This is a genomic window from Paraliobacillus sediminis, from assembly GCF_003426055.1.
Genome location: NZ_QJSI01000001.1, coordinates 1,003,045 through 1,023,205, shown reverse-complemented (window position 1 = coordinate 1,023,205; position 20,161 = coordinate 1,003,045). Strand labels below are relative to the sequence as shown.

Genomic DNA, 20,161 nt, shown 5'->3' with positions numbered 1-20,161 from the left:
TAATCAACTACCTTCCTACTAAGCCCATATTATTTATAATACGATCCAGCATTTCATCGACCGCTGTCATACTTCTCGCTGCTGCATTATACGCATGTTGAAATTTTATCATATTTGTCATTTCTTCATCTAAAGACACTGCGCTTACAGAGTCTCGATTTTCTGACACTTGTTGTTTTAAAACGGCTGTATTACTCACCATTGTATTTGCTTTTCTTGCAACAACACCAATATCTCCAATAATTGATTCATAATAACCTTTAACGGAAGAACCATCTAAACCAACATTGGCAGCGTCAAAAACAGCTACTAAATTGAGTGCATTACTTCCATCACCTGCATCACCATTTAAACTAGCAGCGATTTTATTCGGGTCGTCTAAAATGGTCTCATTAACAGTTAGTGATGAAGCTGGGGAAGTAGGATCATATTCAAAGAAAACCTCTCCGGGATCTCCATCAAAATCCGTACCAGCTTGATGTGTAGCATTAAACGCATCGGCAAACTCTGTTGCCATTGTATCTAACTTAGTTAAAATCTCGTTATAGTAACCTTCGACTGTAGTACCATCTGTATAACCATTCATCTCCATTAGACCTTGTAATTCACCAGTAGATTTAAAATCAAAAGAATTAACTGGTGTAGTGTCAGTAGGATCTTCAGGATCAGTAAAAGTCAACGTTTCTACATTACTTTCGTTATATCCTACCTGTAAGTGGTTGACTGAACCAGTATCACCATCAATTAGCGTAACTTTCGTATCACCAGTATCATTTATATTTAATGTAACTGTTGCAATCCCCTCAGCAATGGGATTAGGTTGTCCACCACTTGAATTATACTCAACACTAATATCGGCAATTGATGATAAACTATCAATTAGACGATCCCGTTCATCATATAGATCGTTTGGGACATGTCCATGTGGCTCAATTCCTGCAATTTCTTTGTTTAGACTATTAATCTGATCTACTAATGAGTTAAAGTCTTTTGTTGTAATATCAATTTGATTCTTTAAATCACTACGGACTTCTTGTAATGATTGATTAATATAATTAAAGCTTTCTGCAACAGCTTGTCCATTCTGAGCAACAACCGCTCTTGTACCAGAACTTGCTGGATTTGTAGATAAATCCTCTAATGAGTTCCAAAATTCCTCCATTGAGTTAGCTAAACCTGATTCAGTTGGTTCATTTATAATGGACTCCATTTGACTAAGAGCTGCTGCACGCTGTTCATAATAACCTGATTTACTGGTTTGATTTCGGTATTGCACATCTAAAAATCGCTCGCGTATACGTTCAATTGAACCAGCTTGAACACCACTGCCAATATTAGACTTTACACCTTCTGTATAACGGGAAACAGATAGTGTAGACACTTGTTCAAAGTTCACACGCTGTCGCGTATAACCCTCTGTATTAGCGTTAGCGATATTGTGTGAAGTTGTATAGAGTGCAGCCTGTTGGGTGCTAAGTGCGCGTCTTGCGGTTTCTAATCCGCTAAATGTTGATACCATCGAATTGCCTCCTTTATTTTATGCCTTAGAATCAAATACGGATCGCTTCGTTTCGTTGTCCGAATTTGATTTATTTTGGTTATCATAGTTAAAGCTTTGAATCGTTGGTGCGATCATATTCATTGATAATTGAACAAATTGCAATGATTGATGCGTTAATTCATGGTTCAATTGTTCCTGTTGTTTTAATTTAACCAATACTTCAGCTAGTTTTGTTGTTACTTCTTCTAACTGCTGTTTTTCTGTCGTATCTTCTACTACTTCTAATAGTGCGGTAACGTTTGGTTCTTCTATGTCAAGCTGATTAGATGTGACCCATGCTGAAACCTGTTCGAGACGTCTTTTTTCAATTTGGTTCACTGCTTGGACATGCTTTTTCTCTTTTTTTAACAACTGTTGCAACTCATCCGTATCGCCATCTTTCAAGACATCTGTTTTACTTATAGAGATGGCATAAAGACTTTGATGAAGCTCCAACAATTGCTGTAAAGAAGCATTAATTTCTTGCATGGACATGAAACTGTCCTCCCTTAACTTTCAAATAACACGTTTACTTGTTACCTATTTATTGTCTGCGATACAACCCTATTTCCAAAAATTTAAAAGTTTCTCTGCTGTTTGTTTCGGTGCAATATTGTAAGTTCCATTTTCAACTGCTTGTTTAATTTCATTAACACGTGCTTCACGTTGTGGCTGCACGTTATCATTTCCTTGCATTTTTTTTGCTTGGTCAGAAATTTGCAGTTGATCTGATTTTACATGTTTCTCAGTTTGCACTTCCGCTTGCTTGTTGATTTGTTTTTTATATGGGTTGAAATTGGAATGGTTTGGACCTTGTATTTTCAAGACCGATCACCCTCTTTCTTATTTGATTCCGTTTACGTATAGTTACTATATCGGTATTTAGCTTTTAATGTTTAATATTTTCTTTTCCCTTTGTCAACAGCAAAATAAGTAGCTGCTTTATTATCTTCTGCTTTATTTTTTGCTTGAATACTGTCTACTTTATCTTGATAAGTTAGTTCAGACGTTAACTCTTCTGAGCAACTTGTGCAAAGCTTACCATCTTGGATTTGATCTCCACACTTATCGCATGGGTATGTTAAGTTAGGAAATTGTGATGAACGTAAACGTTGTTCTTTCACAAATTTAATAATTAACTCTTGTTCCACGCCGGTTCCTTCCGTGATCTCAGGAATGGTTGCTTGACGATTGATACGTTTTTTCATAAAATCATATACAGTTTGAAATTTTTTCTCTTCTTCTTTCACACAATCTGGACAGACATTCCGACTAACTTTAACATACAAATTCCCACAGTTAGAACAATTATCTAACTCACCCATGGGTAACCCCACCTTTACTATATTTCTTCATTATAGCATATATATCGGCACTCTGAGTGAAATGTGAATAGGCATATCGTCTTAATTTAAAGCTATTTTCTAAAAGATTGTTTTTTTAGAGAAAATTGATATATTCTGATGTAATCATCGCTTTGGAAATACACTACGCTTTCCGCAGGCACGTCTTCAGCTAACTTCAGATCGAGCTGTTCCTGCAGGAGTCGTAGTGCATTTCCGTCGCTAGTAGGTATATTTATCGAAATTATCAGGTTAACCATAACGTACTTTTTCAGACATTTTCATTAATCTAAAAGGTGTCAGCAAAAGAAATTATTACGCTTTCGAACCCATCCCTCACTTGAATAAGAAAAGCTATACGCAGCGGAGGAAAAATGCGAGACTCCAATGGGAAAGGAACAGTCTGAAGACCCCGCAGTGAGTGGTTTTTGCTCGCGAGGAGGCTGAAGCGTTCCCCATGGAAAGCGAGTGTTTTTCCGCAGCGACAGATTAACTCGGAACTTATAGTTAAAAAGCAACAAATCTTAAGGAAAACCTAACATCCAATAGTTTCACCTTGCAAGTGTAAAGGCATATACCTTTGGACAGCCGTTTTGCTTAAGTAATTTAGCGGCGTGTCTTAATGTTGTTCCGGTTGTGTATATATCATCAATTAAGATTACGGGTTTGGTAATAGTCGTTTCTAATATAAATAGATTGGTGCTTTGTAACCGCGCTTGGCGTGTCCTTTTTGCTTGTTTTTCCCCATGGACCCGTTTTAATACATTATTTGTTGGATAAGGGAGTGATTTTGCTACTATTTCCGCTTGATTAAACGCCCGTTCGTACAAACGCTTTTCACTTAATGGTATTGGAACAAGTACAGCATCTGGTACTTTGTTAACGAAAGTCGTTTCAAAGGTTTTGACTAAGTCTTGCTGAAAAGCTTGATGAATCAGATAGTCTCCACGATATTTCCACTTTGTGATCATCGCTTTCAATTGTTCATTATACTGATAAACAGAGCGATTAAAAGTTAAAAGGTTTGTATAGATTGGATCCTGTTGCCACTTTTCACAATCAGGACAGATTTGACCGTCGCTATTATTCCTTCCACAGATCTGACAGGTAACTTGTTGAATTCGTTGGAGGCCCGTAAGACACGTTTCACAGAGGTTTTGCGCTTTGGCGGGTATGAAGAAAGTTTGCCAGTTTACTTCCGGAATAATTATCGTGTTACACCAGACACATCGCATCAATGACGCCTGCCTTTCTTATTCATTTGGTTAATTGCTTGTCCAGCACGGAGCATTGCATTTGTTTTACCATCATGAAAAAAGATAACTTCACCAGTTGGATCATTCGGACTTCTCCCTGCTCTGCCTGCGATTTGGACAAGTGCCGCTTCATCAAATACTTCATGACCCGCATCTATTACCGCCACATCAACAGATGGAAAAGTAACACCACGTTCAAGAATCGTTGTTGTAAGGATAATATCGAGGTTTTGCTGTCGGAAAAGTTGGACCTTCTCTTCTCGATCAGGATCTGACGCATGAACAGCGGCTATCTTTTTATCAGGGAGTTGTGTTTTAAGTGATGGTAGTAAATCAGTAGCGAGTTGAATCGTCGGAACGAAAATCAGTAATTGTCGGGTAGCGCGTTCACGACGTGCGAACCAACTCCAAAAAGAACGTGGTAATTGCTTTGCTGTAAGTGACTTTTTTAAAGTGGTTAGCCGTAGTTTTGGTTCTGGAAGTGGGTGCCCATGAAATCTAACTGGCACAAAAACAGTCGCGAGTTTCCCTTGATTGGACCTTTTCTTTAATGCTTGTCGTGGTGTGGCGGTGAGATAGATCGTTGTTGCGTCTGGCTTTGTTGCACGACTGGCTGCATATGGTAAGGAGGCGTCAGCATGAAATGGAAAGGCATCGACTTCATCAATGATCACCACACCGAATGCATGTGCGTAACGTAAGAGTTGGTGTGTAGTAGCAAGGATCAATTGTGCATTTTCCACCTTCACTTCAGCGCCACCATATAGTCCAGCTAATGGCGTTTTTGGAAAAGCTTGCTCGAATCGTGGAATAAGCTCACGAACAACATCTGCGCGTGGCGTCGCAAGGCAGACTCGCTTCCCTTGTTTTATTGCAGTCGCAATTCCTTGAAATAACATCTCGGTTTTACCTGCTCCACAAACTGCCCAAACAAGGAGTTCTTCTCTTCCTTTTACCATCGCTTCTTCTATTTTATTTGCTGCGTTTTGTTGTGCTGGTGTAAGTTCGCCCTTCCATTTACATGGGTTATCTTGAAGGGTGAAGAGAGGCTGAGGACCTGTCCAGTAATAGAGAGGTGTGCACATCATCACGCGCCCCATCTCAATACAATACCTACAATATACATGTTCTGTTTGACAGCGCGCACAGGGAATAAGCGCAAAATAATAGTGTTGCTTATTGCCACATCGTCTACATTGATAGTGTTTACCATTAAATGAAGGTGTTATTGCACTGATTTTTTGGAGATGTTTTAGTTCAATTAGGCTTGCTAACGTGTCATCTGATATGTCCATTTCTTCTCGAAGTAATAATTTTCCTGCGAATGGTGGAATATCTGAGGATTTTTCTGCGGTGGTTGTGGGAGTTGGGAGGAAGTTAAAATCGGTTGCCACGTGATCTCTCCTTTTTTTATTTCTATCATAGCGTGACAACGGTGAAAAAGCTAGCAATAATAGGAATATTTTGATCAACTGCTCATATATTTTCCTGAAGGTAGCATATAATTTGCTGAAGGCGCATATATGATTGCGACGGCTCATATATTCTGCTGAACGTCTCATATAATTTAGCGAACGTCCGATATATCGATTTTCCTTCCACTTATGAGCCCTCCCGGCGATCCCATCATTTCCTCCACACAAAAAAAGACACCACATTAGTGGAATCCCTTCTTATTTCATATACCAGCCTAGTCCAAGTGCACCTTCACCTAGGTGTGTGCCGATAACGGCGCCGAAGTAGCTAACGCTAATCTCTGCATTTGGATAGAGTTGTTCTAAGCCTTCCTTTAAAACGAGGGCATCTTCTTCGCGATTGGCATGGATGACAGCTGCGCGTAACGGTTTACCTGTATCCGCATCTTCTGCAAACAATCCGATAATCCGTTTAAGTGCTTTTTTATGGGTACGAATTTTTTCAAACGGAACGATTTGTTTGTTAACAAAGTGGAGTAATGGCTTGACTTGAAGCATACTGCCAACTAATGCTTGGGCACTATTTAATCGTCCACCTCGCTGTAAATTTGTTAAATCATCTACTAAAAAGTAAGCGCGCATCGATTGTTTCATTTCGTCCAATCGAGCCAGGATTGTTTTTGGATCAACATCTTGTTTCGCCATTTCAATCGCTTCTAGTACATAGAAACCTTGCGGCATGCAGCTAATTTCTGAATCAAAAGCATACACATCAATTCCGTCAACCATGTCTCCTGCTGCGATCACTGCTTGATACGTGCCACTAATTCCACTTGAAAGGTGAATGGAGATTACGGCATCATATTCTGTTGCTAGTTTTTCTAATTTCTCTGTTATATATCCGATGGAAGGTTGGGAGGTTTTCGGCAATTCTTTTGCTTGTCTACAAAGTGGATAAAATTCATTTGCCTGTAAGTCTATTTCTTCTTGATAAGATTTATCTTCTAAGACTACATTTAATGGCACCATTTCAATACCTAACTGCTCCCGTAAGTCAGATGGTATGTATGCCGTACTATCCGTCATTACAGCTACTTTCATAATCATTATCTTACCCTTCTAATGCAGTCTTTTTATAATATAAATAAGTGCGTTATTGCTATCTTGCTCACTAAGTATATACTTTCTACTTAATTCTACCTAATTATCTTAGCAAATAATAGTGTTAAAGAAAATGAATTGTATTTGAAACGAAGAACGTACATGTGTTTAAAAAGAGGAAGGATCACCCGATAGGCTTACTTACCTACCGGATATCACTTACATCACTTCTACCCAACCATTGCGAATCGCCAAGACTACAGCTTGCGTGCGATCATTTACATTCATTTTTTGCAAAATATTGCTGACGTGATTCTTAACAGTCTTTTCACTAATAAATAATGTTTCTGAAACACCACGATTACTCTTTCCATCTGTTAATAGTTGTAACACTTCACATTCACGACGTGTTAATAAATGTAATGGTTTACGATATTCTGTATGATCCAAACCACCAATTTGTGTCAAACTTAAACGACGAAATTCTTTTACTAAATTGTGGGTAACCTTTGGATGTAAATAAGATCCACCTTCTGTCACAATTTTAATCGCATTTATTAATGTCTCTGAATCCATCTCTTTCAGTAAGTACCCTTGTGCACCAGATTTCAGTGCATGTGTCACGTAATTCTCATCATCATGGATCGATAAAATTATCACTTTTGCTTGTGGATATCGATCAAGTAATTGTCTTGTAGCTTGTACCCCATTGATATGTGGCATGTTAATATCCATCAAAATAAGATCTGGCTTATATTTTTTCATTAAATTAATGACTTCGTCGCCGTCATTCCCCTCAGCAACTACTTCAAAGCTTTCTTCAAATTCAAGAATTCTCCTAACCCCTTCTCGAAACAAAATGTGATCGTCTATTAATACGATTTTTGTTGTCATTCCTTCTTCCTCCCGTTTCCCCTACTTCTCTCATATGTGTTTTATTGCTTTGTTAGTATGATCGGTTAATTCTTATAGTTTTTTAACTGTTTGCTTTGAATTAAATCATCTAATTTATTATACATGATTTTTGTCGATTTGCAGTATGACTTTTTATTCATTTAATGGGATTTGTATTAGTATCGTTGTACCCGTACCTAGTTCAGATTGAATATTCCAAGTTCCATCTAAAAGTTCAACGCGTTCATGCATACCAATTAACCCAAATGACTGCTCTTTCTTAGCTGTCGTATCGAATCCTTTTCCGTTATCACTAATCGTCGCAGCAACATTTTTAGCTGTTATCTCCAATTTTACGTTAATTTCTTCTGCTTGTGCATGTTTAATTGCATTTTGTACCGCTTCTTGGATCAAACGAAATAGTGCAACTTCATATTTACTTGCCAAACGTTCTGTTTTACCTAATGCTGTGAATACGATTTTTTTGTGGCTGTACTCCTCCATATTGTTCAAATACTTTTTAATCGTTGGTAATAGCCCAAGATCATCTAGTGCCATTGGACGAAGATCATAGATGATTCGACGAACCTCATACAAGGAAGATCTAACTAATGAGCGCACACTTCTCATTTCAATTAATGCTTCTTTACGCCCGCGTTCTTTAAACGTTTTATCAACTAATTCAGATCGAAGGAGAATGTTAGCAAGCATCTGTGCTGGTCCGTCATGCATTTCACGAGATAATCTTTTGCGCTCGTCTTCTTGTGCTTGGATAATTTTTAAACCAAATGCCTGTTTTTCATTCGCATCCTGAATTAATTCATTTACTTGTTGGAAATCTTCATTCAAATAATTCAACACAATCGAAACTTTACTAACAAGTCCATCCGCTCGTTCAATCGTTTGCTCAAGTGTTTTTAATCTACGTTCTATATCATCTCTTGCTTGTCGTAAATCCTTTTCTCTCGTTTGTTTTAATTTCAAGTCGCTTTGAAGTTGATGGGTTTGCTCATAAACTTCTCGAATCTCTTCTTCCCCAAACTCAGTGAAGTGATGGCTCACTTCTGCAAGCCTATTTCTGGAAAGTTGTGTTTTAACCTCTAATTGATCTGTTTCTTCAATTACACGAATTACTTCTACTTTAATTTCTTCTAATTGCTCTGACAAAAGTTGATACTCTGTACGCGATTCTTCTCCTATTGTATAAATACCAGATTTACTATGTTCAACAGCTTCTACCATTTCTGTAATAATTTCATCTAATGCTTTTCCTTCTGGTTTTTTCATTTATTATTCCACCTATTATATATTCGTATATTGTATTGTTTTTAAGGGTGTGCAGACTAATTAATAGTTTCCCTATTTTATCTTTTCAAAACCCAGTGATAGCTAGTTTCATAATAGCATAATCCCTCTTTGATTGCTGTTTTCATTATGTCTCTATATACTATAATTATTAGGAGGGATCGTACATGTTAGATCATTATTATACGGTCAAATCTACGGGGGCGGATGAAATCGTGATCCAAAAGTCTCGTTTTATTGGTCATGTTCGAAGGGTCGAAACCGAAGAAGCAGCAATAGCATTTATTCAAGAAATAAAAAAGAAACATAGTAGTGCCACACATAATTGTTCAGCCTATTTAATTGGCGAGCAGAATCTTATCCAAAAAGCACATGACGACGGCGAACCTACTGGTACAGCTGGCGTTCCAATCTTAGAAGTTTTGAAAAAGAGAGAATTAAAGGATACCGCTATCGTGGTGACCCGGTATTTCGGTGGGGTTAAACTCGGTGCAGGAGGTCTCATTCGTGCGTATTCTAGTACTACATCACAGGCAATTCGGACAACTGGAATTGTTGAACGCCGCCGCATGCAAGTAATCGACGTAACGGTCTCATATCCGCTACTTGGAAAAGTAGAAAACGAACTACGTCACGCAAATTATATAATAGAAAAAATAGATTATCTTGAACAAGTAACATTTACAGTATTAGTAGCAATTAATCAAGTAGCACACTTTCAAACTTGGATAACGAATATTACAAATGATCAGGCAATACAAAAGATTCTAACCGAAAAGTACATAGAAGTACCTGTTCAAGAGAAAGAAGCTGACTAGTAGTTGATTTAGCGCTCATTTCGCAAGAAACATTGCGATACATTTTACAAACGTGATAGATAACTCGACATACCGCTCTGGAAATACACTTCGCTTTCCGTGGGCACGGCTTCAGCTAACTTAGTTAAGCAAAGATCGCTTTACTAAGTGGATCTTCAGCCCGTGCTGTTCCCACAGGAGTCTACGTATATTTCCACCGCTAGGATAGAGCTGGGATTCTTTCATGCATTAAAAATCACATTTATGAAAGAAAGACAGGCATATCACTTATTTTTATCTCATATTACAATTCGATCCTCAAACAAGCGAAGGAAGCAAATGGGTGACACTCTAGTGGGAACAGCACAAACCGAAGATCCTCTATAGAAGCGATCTATGCTTCTATAAGAAGCTCTAGGTTGTGCCCACAGAAAGGGAGCCCATTTGCTTCCTTAGCGGGTGTGTTACGTCTTAATCTGTTTCGCACGTAATAAACGGAAAACTTATGGAGATCAGGAATTTTAAAAGACTATCAAGTGATATAAAAGCTATACGCTAAACTAAACAGTCCATCGTTCGTCCATATTTTCTGGATAAGAAAGTTAAGTAGTTAGTTGCCAGCATTTCTTTTTTTCCTCCACTTCAAAACAAGCAGTACCAATAAGACACCGATCAGTGCACCAAATGAATCTAAGAAGACATCACCAATGTATGGTGTTCGATTCGGTGTAAAGCCTTGGTGCCATTCATCTAAAGCTGCATAAAAAACGGTAAGAATGAAGGCAAAGAATAGATTCCAATTGCTTACATGTACACTTGTATTTCGTAATGCTATGTAAAATAGAATACATAAAACCATAAATACGCCAACATGGGCACCTTTTCGAATAAAAAACTCAACAAATCCATAGATCCCTAAGTTTGCTACACTTACTTCTGACTGGTGATAAACAAACACGATATCAGCAAAAAATCGTTCTAGAAATGAAAGATCAATGAAGCGTGCAAGCATTGGCTTGACATCTTGTTCTTGGTAAGGCTGTGCTGATGAACGAAAAATCACACCCATCCAAACAACTGGCAATAGCCAATACAGTATTTTTTTCATAAATATAAACTCCCTATCTATTTCATTTCTACAGATTATGTTATTCTTTAACTAATCAAATTTTACCATAAATATTTAATTTTAGAATACTATAAATATGTAAATAAACTCAGGAGGCTTTTCTATGAAAAAAATCGCTCTACTGTTCATGCTAGCTGGCATTATCTTTTTATCAATTGGTGGGTATCAATATATTAAGACAAAGGCTGCCGAGAAAGACACTTTAGATGAAGCACATACAATGCTAGAATCACGTGACAGTACACCATCAACCATTGATCCTAGTTCTTTCACAGCTGATACGGGAGAGACGGTTGGCTTATTACAGATTCCTAGTATTGATGCAGAGTTAGCTATTGTAGAAGGCACAGATCCAGATGACCTTGAAAAAGGTGTCGGTCATTTTAAAAGTTCGGCTTATCCCAAACAAAATGATCAAATCGTTTTATCTGGACATCGCGATACCGTTTTCCGTCGCTTAGGTGATGTGAAAATTGGTGACACATTTACCATACAACTGGAATCTGGAGATTATGAATATGAAATGGTTAGCTCAAAAATTGTTGATGCTGACGATACAACCATTATTAAATCAACTGCACCTGATGAAGAACTGGTAATCACAACATGTTATCCTTTCTCCTATATCGGTGATGCACCGGATCGTTATATTATTTATGCGAAACCAATAGAAACAAATTAAGGAGGTTTTTTCCATGCTAAAATTTTTAAAAGGTATCGGTTTGCTCGTTCTATTCTTTATTCTGACGGCTTGTTCAGAAGAGGAAGTCAAACCAGAAGACCGACTTACGCAATATCTTGATGAGTGGCATGAGCAGAATTATACGGAGATGTACAATCTCTTAGCCGATACAAGTAAAGAGACATATCCATCAGAGGAATTTATCGATCGTTACGAAAAAATTTATGGTGATATAGAAGTATCAGAGTTAGCTATCACCTATACAGTACCAGAATTAGAAGAAGAAGACACGGTACCAACTACTTTTCCGATCGAAGTCAGTATGAACACCATGGCAGGTGAAGTTAATTTCGAATCTGAAATGACACTTGTCGAGCAGGAAACTGAAGAAGAATCTAATTGGTACGTCCAATGGAATCCTGGCTTTATTTTTCCTCAATTAAAAGATGGTGGAGAGATCGGAATTAACACTGTCCAGCCAACTCGTGGACAAATCTTTGATCGAAATCAAAATGGACTTGCAATTAATGCTGAAATGTACACGATTGGTCTGCAACCAGGACTTTTCAGTGAAAATGAAACAGAAGAGAAAGAACAAATAGCAGAACTTTTAGATATCGATGTTGCAGCAATTGACGGTGCATTAGCACCTGACTGGGTAAGCGATGAAACGTTTGTCCCTTTAAAAAAAGTCTCAAAAGACGATCCTGATTATATCGACGAACTGATGGCGATTGCACCAGTAGTAACACAAGATACAACAGGTCGCGCTTATCCATTAGGGGAGGCAGCTGCCCACCTAACTGGTTATGTTGGTAAAATTACTGCTGAAGAATTAGAAGAGCAAGAAGCTGGTACATACGGTCAGTCTGATTTGATTGGAAAACGAGGCCTAGAGCAATTGTATGAATCACGCTTAAAAGGTACGCGTGGTGTGTCAATTGTCGTTACCTCAGAAAATGGTGGCAGTACACCAATAGTCGAGCAGGCTGTGCAAAATGGGGAAGATATTACCGTAACAATTGACGGAGAATTGCAACAAACAATCTATGCGAGTTATCAAGACGATGCTGGAACAGCGGCAGCAATTAATCCTAAAACAGGAGAAACGCTTGCACTCGTATCGAGCCCTGCATTTGATCCAAATCAATTAAGTTCAGGTATTAGTCAAACATTGTGGGATGAATTAAGTAATGATGAACAAAGTCCTTTACTGAATCGATTTGCTTCCACTTATGCGCCAGGATCGACAATTAAACCGATAACAGCAGCAATTGGTTTAGATAATGGAACAATTGAAGCTGAAGAAGGTATTGAAATTAATGGCCTCACATGGTCGAAAGACGGTTGGGGCGATTATCAAGTCCGACGCGTTTCCGAATCATCTGGTCCTGTTGATTTAAGTGATGCTTTAATCCGGTCAGATAACATTTATTTCGCACAACAAACGGTGGAACTTGGTAGTGAAAGCTTTGTTACTGGGCTAGAACAATTTGGATTTGGTGAAGACCTTCCATATAGTTATCCGATAGCAGGAAGTAGTGTTTCTTCAGATGGCAGCCTTGATCGCGAAATTCTTTTAGCTGACACTGCTTATGGTCAAGGTGAAATGGAAATGAGCACCTTACACTTAGCAACTGTATTCACGCCTTTTTTAAACGATGGGAATATGATTCAACCTGTTTTAGAAGCAGATGAAGCATTAAGCCAAGTTTGGCAAGAAGGATTAGTTAGTAGTGAAAATGTGGCAGTAATCAAAGATGCGCTTCGTCAAGTTGTTGTCGCATCAAATGGTACCGCTCCAGAGGCAAATATAGATGCAGTTGAATTATCAGGAAAAACTGGAACGTCTGAATTAAAAAGTGCACAAGGTGAAGAAGACGCTCAAGAAAATGGCTGGTTCGTCACCTATCCAAGTGAAGAAGATATCATCATTTCAATGATGGTCGAACATGTAGAAAATAAAGGCGGCAGTCACTACACCGTGCAAAAAGTAGCAGATATATTTGAACAACTCAATTAATAGAAATAGCTTCCCGCGTACTGCGCGGATAGCTATTTTTTTGCTTTTATACAACCCCCTCTACTGAAATTCACAATGCCGCTACGTCAGCTAATGGATTCCCTTTCCGTGGGCACGGCTTCAGCTAACTCGGATAAGCAAAGTACGCTTTCCGAGTGGATCTTCAGCCCGTGCTGTTCCCACAGGATAAGCAAAGCTTCAAAGAGTTCACATCGCACGAAGGAAATCGGTTTATATTTTCGAGGAGTGTCTTCCATTCGCTTCCTTCGCTTGATAGCGTATCTTTGTTGTATATAGATTGTAATTTTTTATTGTTTAAACTCATGTTGTAATTACATATTTATTTAATTAATTAATTGATGTTCTTCTTATTATTGCAGTGTGCAAAGTTGTTGTGAATTGGCTACACTTCATCGAAAATATTCTTTCTTAGTGTGATGGATCGCTGTCGAAGCATCCTTCCCCTGCTGGAATAGTTAGGATACTGCTAAAAAACTAATATCCAACCGGTATTATACTCTTTTTATTATCGTAAAAAGAGTATGGTTTTCTCAATTCCAAGGCCTTTAAGGCTTGTATTGATGGAGAAACGGAAGTGAAAGACGACGACTCCGGCGGGAAAAGCACGAGTCTGAAGATCCACTAAGTAAAGCGTTCTTTGCTTTACTTAGTTAGCTGAAGCCGTGCCCGCGGAAAGCGATCGTCTGTAACTGGAGTGCATCCACACACAATAGCTGAAATGAAATATCAAGCTTCATTTCAGCAAACACACTGAAACAATATCCTTAGTGGTTAGTTTTTCAACAGCATCGGTTTCTGCCCATGGAAAGCGAAAGCCTTTACTGACGTAGCGGGTATCAAGCACGTTACGTCGGCATTTATCAACTCATCTAAACAACAAAAAAATCAAAACAAAAACAGTAGAAACATAATGCTCCCACTGTTTACGATTACATCTCATTTAAAACAGATGTATACTTTATGAATTTATCATGATCATTTGCATCAAGTGCTTGATCTATTAATCGTTTTACATTTTGCTTTTCTAAAGCAATTATTATGTCATTAACTTCATCTATTTCTATCACATTTTTATCTGACTTAACATATGGATAGATAATCGATTGCAATCTTGAATGGAAATCATCCAGCTTTAGCAAATCCGCTAAAGAAACACTTGCAAACTTTTTCCCTTTTTGAAAAACAAAAATATCATTTTTGTTTTCAACGACTAACGTCTTACGATTCACCCTTATCTCACGCGCTTCAACTGGAACAAACTGATAAATTTGCTCATCTAACCATAAAGAAAAATATTGAAAAGCTAATACCACTCGAACATGTTTCTCTTCTTCTTTCACATAATACGGTTGTAGCATATTAACAGATAGCATAATGTGAACACTCCCCTTATTGAATTAATGTAAAAACGGTTCTATCTTCCTTTTTTACTATTCACGTAAAGATGTATTTCACTAATATAGTATTGGATTCCGCTTAAAAGCGGAACCCGATAAATGCACGTTATCATTTTCTAGCTAAAATATTTTAATGACTTCCCTAAAAAAGCAATGAAAATTCTTTTGCTTCAATCAAAATTTTATCTCTTTTTTACTGATAACGGTTGCAGATAGTATACCATTTATTTTAGCCATCGCAAATGATCTGCTTTAGAACCATCTTTCTCATTTTAACTACTAAATATTATTTTTATCAGAATTGATTGTAACATGCGGGTAATGTTCGCTATACTTTAGGTAAGGGTAGTACATAGAAAACGAAGGTGAAGAGATTGATAAAGCAAAGAAGTATGAATTTCATCGGAAGTCGGGTTATTAAAACAGGTGTTGCTGTATTCTTGACTTCTTTGATCTGTCAATGGTTAGAATGGCCAGCAGTATTTGCTGTTATCACAGCGATTGTTACCATTGAGCCAACAGTAAATGACTCCATAAAAAAAGGGATTATTCGATTACCAGCATCAGCTATCGGTTCTGCCTATGCTGTGTTTTTCATTTCCCTCTTTGGTAACTCAGCTATTACCTATACAGCTGCAGCAATGTTCACGATCATTACCTGTTTTAAATTAAAACTGCATGCCGGCTTGTTAGTTGCAACGTTAACGTCAGTAGCCATGATTGAAGTGATTCATGATCAATATCTGATTGCTTTTTTTATTCGTTTAGGGACAACCTCGATTGGGATTATCATCTCTACTTTGGTCAACATGTTTGTGTTACCACCGAATTATTCCAAGCGAATTTTAACTAATATTGATACAGCACTTCAAACAACAGGTGAGGAATTAAAAGTCATTGCAAAAGATTTATTATTTGAAACAACAGATTGCACAGATAAAAAGCAATCTCAAGAAACCTTTTCAAAGTTAAAAATGAAATTGGATACAACGGATCGGCTTTTACTATTTCAACAAGCAGAAGCAAAATATCACCGTTTAACCTCTTTTAGGAAAACAGAATTACAAGATGAATTAGAAAAACTAAAGGCATTGCGTCTGATTCACTATCATATCGGCAATTTAATCAATACGCCATTACAGCCTGTTTCATGGTCAAAAGTGCAGCGCGATCAGATGGTTAAAACTATCCAGTCAGTTGCAGACACGATGATACACCCAGATCACTTTCGTAAGGTCTACCATCAAAAGCAAATTAAAGCATTAATGACGCAATTCTTAAACTATAACAAAGAAAAAAATACGCTTGATAATCGCGAACAGCCCACTTTTTTTGATCCTGAAATTATTATTCTATATGAGCTTTTGTCGATCTATCATTTGGTTGAGGAAATCTTAGTAACCGAAAACACCGAAATCTAAAAAAGCGAGGACCTTTTCGTAACAGGTCCTCGCTTTTTATATTAAATTGCTTTTTCAACTTCTGCTTCTTCTTTTAATTGTGTAATTCGTTCCGTTAGTTTTTCTTGTAATTGCGAATTAGCAAGCTGTGATTCAATTTGATCACGGACTTGATTTAATTCAGGAACATCTTCCCCTTGACTTGATATCTCCTCGTAGTAAGCTTCAATGTCCTCGTCAGATATTTCAACATCTGCAAATTCTTGTTCTATATATGCTTCTTGTTGTAACTGGACTCTAGCTTGTTCCCGATAAGATTCCATTGTATAGTCTAGGTTTTCTAAAGCTTCATTGAATTGTTCCTCAGAATCAAATTGACCAATCGACTCTTCTATATATGCGTCAACTTCTTCATCAGGTACTTCAATTCCTTTTGCGACTGCATCTTGCATAAGAACTTCCTGACTAATTATTGCTTGTAACGTTTGTTCTTTAACCAATTCAAGATCCTCGGTGTCAGCACCGCTTTCGAATAACTGGGTCTTTACTTGGCTATAAATCATATTATATGTAGCGCCGTTTATTTCTTCTCCGTTAACTGTACCAACAACTGTATCATCTGCAACTCTTTCTTCATCTGAAACAGTTACTTGATCTTGCTCGGTCGTATCTGTTGTTTCTTCGGTCGCCTCATCAGAATCTTCATCACAGGCTACTAAAAGTATACCAAACAAAAGAAGCAACAATATAAGCATTAATTTATTCTTCATTGATAGATCTCACTCCATTTTCAATTAGTACTTTCCTTCATATTCAATCACGAATAGCTACGACATGCAAGCGATATGAAAAATGATCCCTCAACCTAAAAACAAGGCACCATAAACAAGTGATCCCAAAATCACAAAGGCTGGGTGTACATGCATTCTTTCCATTAGAATGTAACTTATGATAGCAATCCCTGCCATTTGTAAAAGGCCTGAATCCATATAGGATGTTTGGAAAAAGCTAAAAGCCATCACACCAAGTAATATTGCAATCGTAGGTCGAATCAACATTGTCATATTTTTTACCTTTGGAGAATCTTTGTGTTTCATTAAAAGACTTAATAGCGCAATCATTAAAATCAATGAAGGTGCAATCGTTGCGAATAAAGCAATGAGCAAACCTAGAAAACCGCCTTGTTCAAACCCTATAAAACCGGCCATTTTAGTTGCAATCGGACCTGGTAAAGCATTAGCCATCGCAAGCATTTCACTAAAATCAGTAACTGACATCCAATTGAAGCGATCAACCACCTCATTTTCTACTAGCGGAATAGACGCTGGTCCTCCACCATAACCAACAATTCCAGGAATGAAAAATGCAATAAATATTTCCCAATATGTTTTCATGATTTACCCTCCTGTTGCTTTTTCGCAGTTGGCTTTACCAGAGCAAATACTAATAAAGACGTAATAAGAATACCAGGATGCAAACCAATCCATTCAATTAAGATAAGGGAAGCAATCGCTAAAATAATTGTCAGCGTCCAACCGAGACCTCCACCAGACTTTTTTAAAAAATCATAGGTTAAAACAGCTAGCATGACACCAACAACTGGAACAACTGCTTGCGTCATTCCATTCACCCATGGTTGATCACTAGCAGACGATAAAAATGTTAATAAGATAATCAAAATTGTAATAGTTGGCACGATCGTCGCTAGGACTGCACTAATCATACCTACAACCCCTGCAACACGATAGCCAATATAACCAGCCATTTTTGTTGCGATAGGTCCTGGTAATGAATTGCCTAATGCTAATACATTCGCAAACTCTTCATCATCCATCCATTTATACTTTTCAACCACTTCTTTTTGAACAAGTGGGATTGAAGAGGGGCCTCCACCATACCCAAGCATTCCAACGCGAAAAAAAGCTGCAATCAATTGCCAAATTTTCATTCTATTCTTCCCTTTCTTAATTGTAGTTTTTATAGTAATAACACAAATAGTGTAATAACCTATCATTTACGTTATAATAGTAAGTAAATATAGATTCAGTATACATTTGTTAATTATATTTATCAATATGATTAACAAACGTTATTTCAATAATGATTGGAGTATTGTTAATGGAACTAGATCAAACAGATAAAAAAATAGTGGAATTATTAATAGAAGATGGCAGAATGTCCTATACTGAAATTGGTAAGGTGTTGCAGTTATCTCGTGTTGCTGTAAGAGCACGCGTTCACCAACTAATGGATGCAGGTGTTATCGAAAAATTCACTTGTGTTGTAAATAGCGAGAAAACTGGTAAGCATGTATCGGCTTTTTTTGAAGTTGACTGTGCCCCAGCTAACTTAGTTGAAGTAGCTGAGAGTTTAGCAAACAACCCTGTCGTCGCAAGTTGCTATCAAATGACTGGACCCAGCACACTTCATATGCATGTGTTAGTCAGTGATTTCACTCAATTAGAAAGCTTTATTAATGAAGAATTATATGCGTTAGAAGGGATTACACGTGTGGAAAGTCATATTCTGCTTCGAAGGTTTAAAAGTAGGACTGGTTTAAAACTATAAGTGTTACCGGTTTTTAAAAACAAACAAAAAGAGGATGGATTAATTAACCAACCTCTTCATTGTTTGCTATATAAGTATAGGTATGGTTGTGTATGCTTATGACAGTTTTGGGAGTACGCGCGTTTCTCTCGTCATCTCAGACTGACAAAGTGGACATTCAGGTTCCTTCTCAAAGGAATAAGCCTCTCGCATCCAACCTGGACATTCTTCACTCGTGCAGGTCCATACTTTTGTTTCTATTTCTTCAACTGGTTCCCTTTTATTATTATAATAAGCCAATGTGACATCCCCTTTCTTGGGTATTACTATTCATTATACGCTTTTTAGCCTTAAAATACAAAAGGCTGATTTATCTAATTAAGTTAATTTCTTTGAGATTACTTACTCAACTTTCTTGCAAAAAAAACTAGTGCTAATCGTCGATCGTTTTAGGTTTGAGACATAGCTGATATATTGATTAATAGTCTTTAAAAAAGACTCCTTTTTAAAGGATTGTAGTTTATTAGAAAATAACTATAAACTTTGACATAGCTTGTCTAAATTGGTTTATCTTTTAAATTGCTAGTTTCACTCTATTAAAGTTAAGTTACTTATAAATTTAAATGAACAATGTGATAAAATATAGCTATGGATTTACTATATATAAGATGGAGGAAGTAATGACCAAATCATTATTCACACTAACAGAATGGATTACTAGATTTGCATTCTTAAATCTTCTTTGGATTCTCTTTTCGCTTATAGGATTACTTTTCTTTGGATTATTTCCAGCGACAGTTGCTATGTTTACTATTATCCGTAAATGGTTGATCGGACAAAGTGATCTCGCTATATTCCCATACTTTTGGAAAACATATAAAAGGGAATTTCTAAAATCTAATTTAATTGGGCTAATCGTTGTGTTTGTTGCTCTTATCGTATATGTTGATCTTTTTTTCATGCAAACAAATTCAAATTTAACGCTATTACTTTTACATATTCCACTATACTTATTTATTTTCTCTTGTGTACTTACACTATTATATCTTTTTCCAGTATATGTGCACTACGACACAAAATTAGTACAGACATTTAAAAATGCTTTCTTAATTATGCTCATTCATCCACTTCATAACCTCGGGATGGTTGGCGGTATAGTTATAGCTTGCTTTATTCTATCTTATATACCAGGTTTAGCTTTTTTCTTTGGTGGAAGTTTTATTGCATATATGATAATGGGTACCACCTATCATGCATTTAAAAAAACCGAGAACAGGAAAAAGGAAAAAACTGAATATATTCATTAAAAAA

Annotated in this window: 21 protein-coding genes; 6 read left to right on the top strand and 15 right to left on the bottom strand. The window is 37.1% G+C overall.

What is annotated here, in order from left to right; all coding sequences use genetic code 11:
- Window positions 1–7: 7 nt before the first annotated feature.
- The 9 genes from flgK to D2K60_RS04370 form a co-directional block, all read right to left on the bottom strand.
- Window positions 8–1,519 carry a flagellar hook-associated protein FlgK gene (gene flgK, locus D2K60_RS04410; protein WP_117168761.1) on the bottom strand — a complete coding sequence of 504 codons (1,512 nt, stop codon included), beginning with the start codon at window positions 1,517–1,519 and terminating at the stop codon, window positions 8–10.
- 18 nt (window positions 1,520–1,537) lie between these two features.
- A complete protein-coding gene (locus D2K60_RS04405) occupies window positions 1,538–2,035 on the bottom strand; it encodes a flagellar protein FlgN (RefSeq protein ID WP_117168760.1) in 498 nt (165 codons plus the stop codon).
- Between the two features lie 69 nt (window positions 2,036–2,104).
- Window positions 2,105–2,365 carry a flagellar biosynthesis anti-sigma factor FlgM gene (gene flgM / locus D2K60_RS04400; RefSeq protein WP_117168759.1) on the bottom strand — a complete coding sequence of 87 codons (261 nt, stop codon included), beginning with the start codon at window positions 2,363–2,365 and terminating at the stop codon, window positions 2,105–2,107.
- Window positions 2,366–2,436: 71 nt separating this feature from the next.
- The gene (locus D2K60_RS04395) at window positions 2,437–2,865 is read right to left on the bottom strand and encodes a TIGR03826 family flagellar region protein (RefSeq protein ID WP_117168758.1); all 429 of its coding nucleotides are present in this window, start codon (window positions 2,863–2,865) and stop codon (window positions 2,437–2,439) included.
- A 569-nt stretch (window positions 2,866–3,434) separates the two neighbouring features.
- Window positions 3,435–4,118, bottom strand: a complete 684-nt coding sequence (locus D2K60_RS04390) for a ComF family protein (RefSeq protein ID WP_117168757.1) — start codon at window positions 4,116–4,118, stop codon at window positions 3,435–3,437.
- Complete coding sequence (locus D2K60_RS04385) at window positions 4,118–5,533, bottom strand: ATP-dependent helicase ComFA (RefSeq protein WP_240335237.1); 1,416 nt, start codon at window positions 5,531–5,533, stop codon at window positions 4,118–4,120. Before D2K60_RS04385 ends, D2K60_RS04390 begins: the two co-directional genes overlap by 1 nt.
- 279 nt (window positions 5,534–5,812) lie before the next feature.
- The gene (locus D2K60_RS04380; RefSeq protein ID WP_117169105.1) at window positions 5,813–6,655 is read right to left on the bottom strand and encodes a DegV family protein; all 843 of its coding nucleotides are present in this window, start codon (window positions 6,653–6,655) and stop codon (window positions 5,813–5,815) included.
- Between the two features lie 219 nt (window positions 6,656–6,874).
- A complete protein-coding gene (locus D2K60_RS04375) occupies window positions 6,875–7,549 on the bottom strand; it encodes a response regulator (RefSeq protein WP_117168756.1) in 675 nt (224 codons plus the stop codon).
- 153 nt (window positions 7,550–7,702) lie between these two features.
- Window positions 7,703–8,836: a sensor histidine kinase gene (locus tag D2K60_RS04370; protein ID WP_117168755.1), complete on the bottom strand. Its 1,134-nt coding sequence runs from the start codon at window positions 8,834–8,836 to the stop codon at window positions 7,703–7,705.
- A gap of 185 nt (window positions 8,837–9,021) precedes the next feature.
- Here D2K60_RS04370 and D2K60_RS04365 point away from each other — a divergent pair, with 185 nt between their 5' ends.
- Window positions 9,022–9,672, top strand: a complete 651-nt coding sequence (locus tag D2K60_RS04365; RefSeq protein WP_117168754.1) for a YigZ family protein — start codon at window positions 9,022–9,024, stop codon at window positions 9,670–9,672.
- Between the two features lie 589 nt (window positions 9,673–10,261).
- Here the strand turns inward: D2K60_RS04365 and D2K60_RS04360 are convergent.
- Window positions 10,262–10,759, bottom strand: a complete 498-nt coding sequence (locus D2K60_RS04360) for a VanZ family protein (protein ID WP_117168753.1) — start codon at window positions 10,757–10,759, stop codon at window positions 10,262–10,264.
- Window positions 10,760–10,883: 124 nt separating this feature from the next.
- On the opposite strand from D2K60_RS04360, the gene D2K60_RS04355 reads away from it, so the two are divergent.
- A complete protein-coding gene (locus D2K60_RS04355; protein ID WP_117168752.1) occupies window positions 10,884–11,462 on the top strand; it encodes a class D sortase in 579 nt (192 codons plus the stop codon).
- 13 nt (window positions 11,463–11,475) lie between these two features.
- A complete protein-coding gene (locus tag D2K60_RS04350) occupies window positions 11,476–13,485 on the top strand; it encodes a penicillin-binding transpeptidase domain-containing protein (RefSeq protein WP_117168751.1) in 2,010 nt (669 codons plus the stop codon).
- A gap of 950 nt (window positions 13,486–14,435) precedes the next feature.
- On the opposite strand, the gene D2K60_RS04345 is transcribed toward D2K60_RS04350, so the two are convergent.
- Complete coding sequence (locus D2K60_RS04345) at window positions 14,436–14,879, bottom strand: IDEAL domain-containing protein (protein WP_117168750.1); 444 nt, start codon at window positions 14,877–14,879, stop codon at window positions 14,436–14,438.
- Window positions 14,880–15,277: 398 nt separating this feature from the next.
- Between D2K60_RS04345 and D2K60_RS04340 the strand changes: the two genes are divergently transcribed.
- On the top strand, window positions 15,278–16,324 hold the full coding sequence (locus D2K60_RS04340) for an aromatic acid exporter family protein (protein WP_240335236.1): 1,047 nt from the start codon (window positions 15,278–15,280) through the stop codon (window positions 16,322–16,324).
- A 41-nt stretch (window positions 16,325–16,365) separates the two neighbouring features.
- Here D2K60_RS04340 and D2K60_RS04335 read toward each other — a convergent pair whose 3' ends face one another.
- The 3 genes from D2K60_RS04335 to D2K60_RS04325 form a co-directional block, all read right to left on the bottom strand.
- On the bottom strand, window positions 16,366–17,073 hold the full coding sequence (locus D2K60_RS04335) for a SurA N-terminal domain-containing protein (RefSeq protein WP_117168749.1): 708 nt from the start codon (window positions 17,071–17,073) through the stop codon (window positions 16,366–16,368).
- A 90-nt stretch (window positions 17,074–17,163) separates the two neighbouring features.
- Window positions 17,164–17,697 (bottom strand): chromate transporter, encoded by a 534-nt coding sequence (locus D2K60_RS04330; RefSeq protein ID WP_117168748.1) that lies wholly within the window; start codon window positions 17,695–17,697, stop codon window positions 17,164–17,166.
- Window positions 17,694–18,251 (bottom strand): chromate transporter, encoded by a 558-nt coding sequence (locus D2K60_RS04325; protein WP_117168747.1) that lies wholly within the window; start codon window positions 18,249–18,251, stop codon window positions 17,694–17,696. The genes D2K60_RS04330 and D2K60_RS04325 overlap by 4 nt, the downstream gene beginning before the upstream one ends.
- Window positions 18,252–18,421: 170 nt before the next feature.
- Here D2K60_RS04325 and D2K60_RS04320 point away from each other — a divergent pair, with 170 nt between their 5' ends.
- Window positions 18,422–18,871, top strand: coding sequence for an Lrp/AsnC family transcriptional regulator (locus tag D2K60_RS04320; RefSeq protein ID WP_117168746.1), 450 nt, complete (start codon window positions 18,422–18,424; stop codon window positions 18,869–18,871).
- Window positions 18,872–18,967: 96 nt separating this feature from the next.
- Here the strand turns inward: D2K60_RS04320 and D2K60_RS04315 are convergent, their stop codons facing one another.
- Complete coding sequence (locus D2K60_RS04315; RefSeq protein WP_117168745.1) at window positions 18,968–19,150, bottom strand: cold-shock protein; 183 nt, start codon at window positions 19,148–19,150, stop codon at window positions 18,968–18,970.
- A 380-nt stretch (window positions 19,151–19,530) separates the two neighbouring features.
- Between D2K60_RS04315 and D2K60_RS04310 the strand changes: the two genes are divergently transcribed.
- Window positions 19,531–20,157 (top strand): YesL family protein, encoded by a 627-nt coding sequence (locus tag D2K60_RS04310; protein WP_117168744.1) that lies wholly within the window; start codon window positions 19,531–19,533, stop codon window positions 20,155–20,157.
- The last annotated feature ends 4 nt before the right edge of the window (window positions 20,158–20,161 follow it).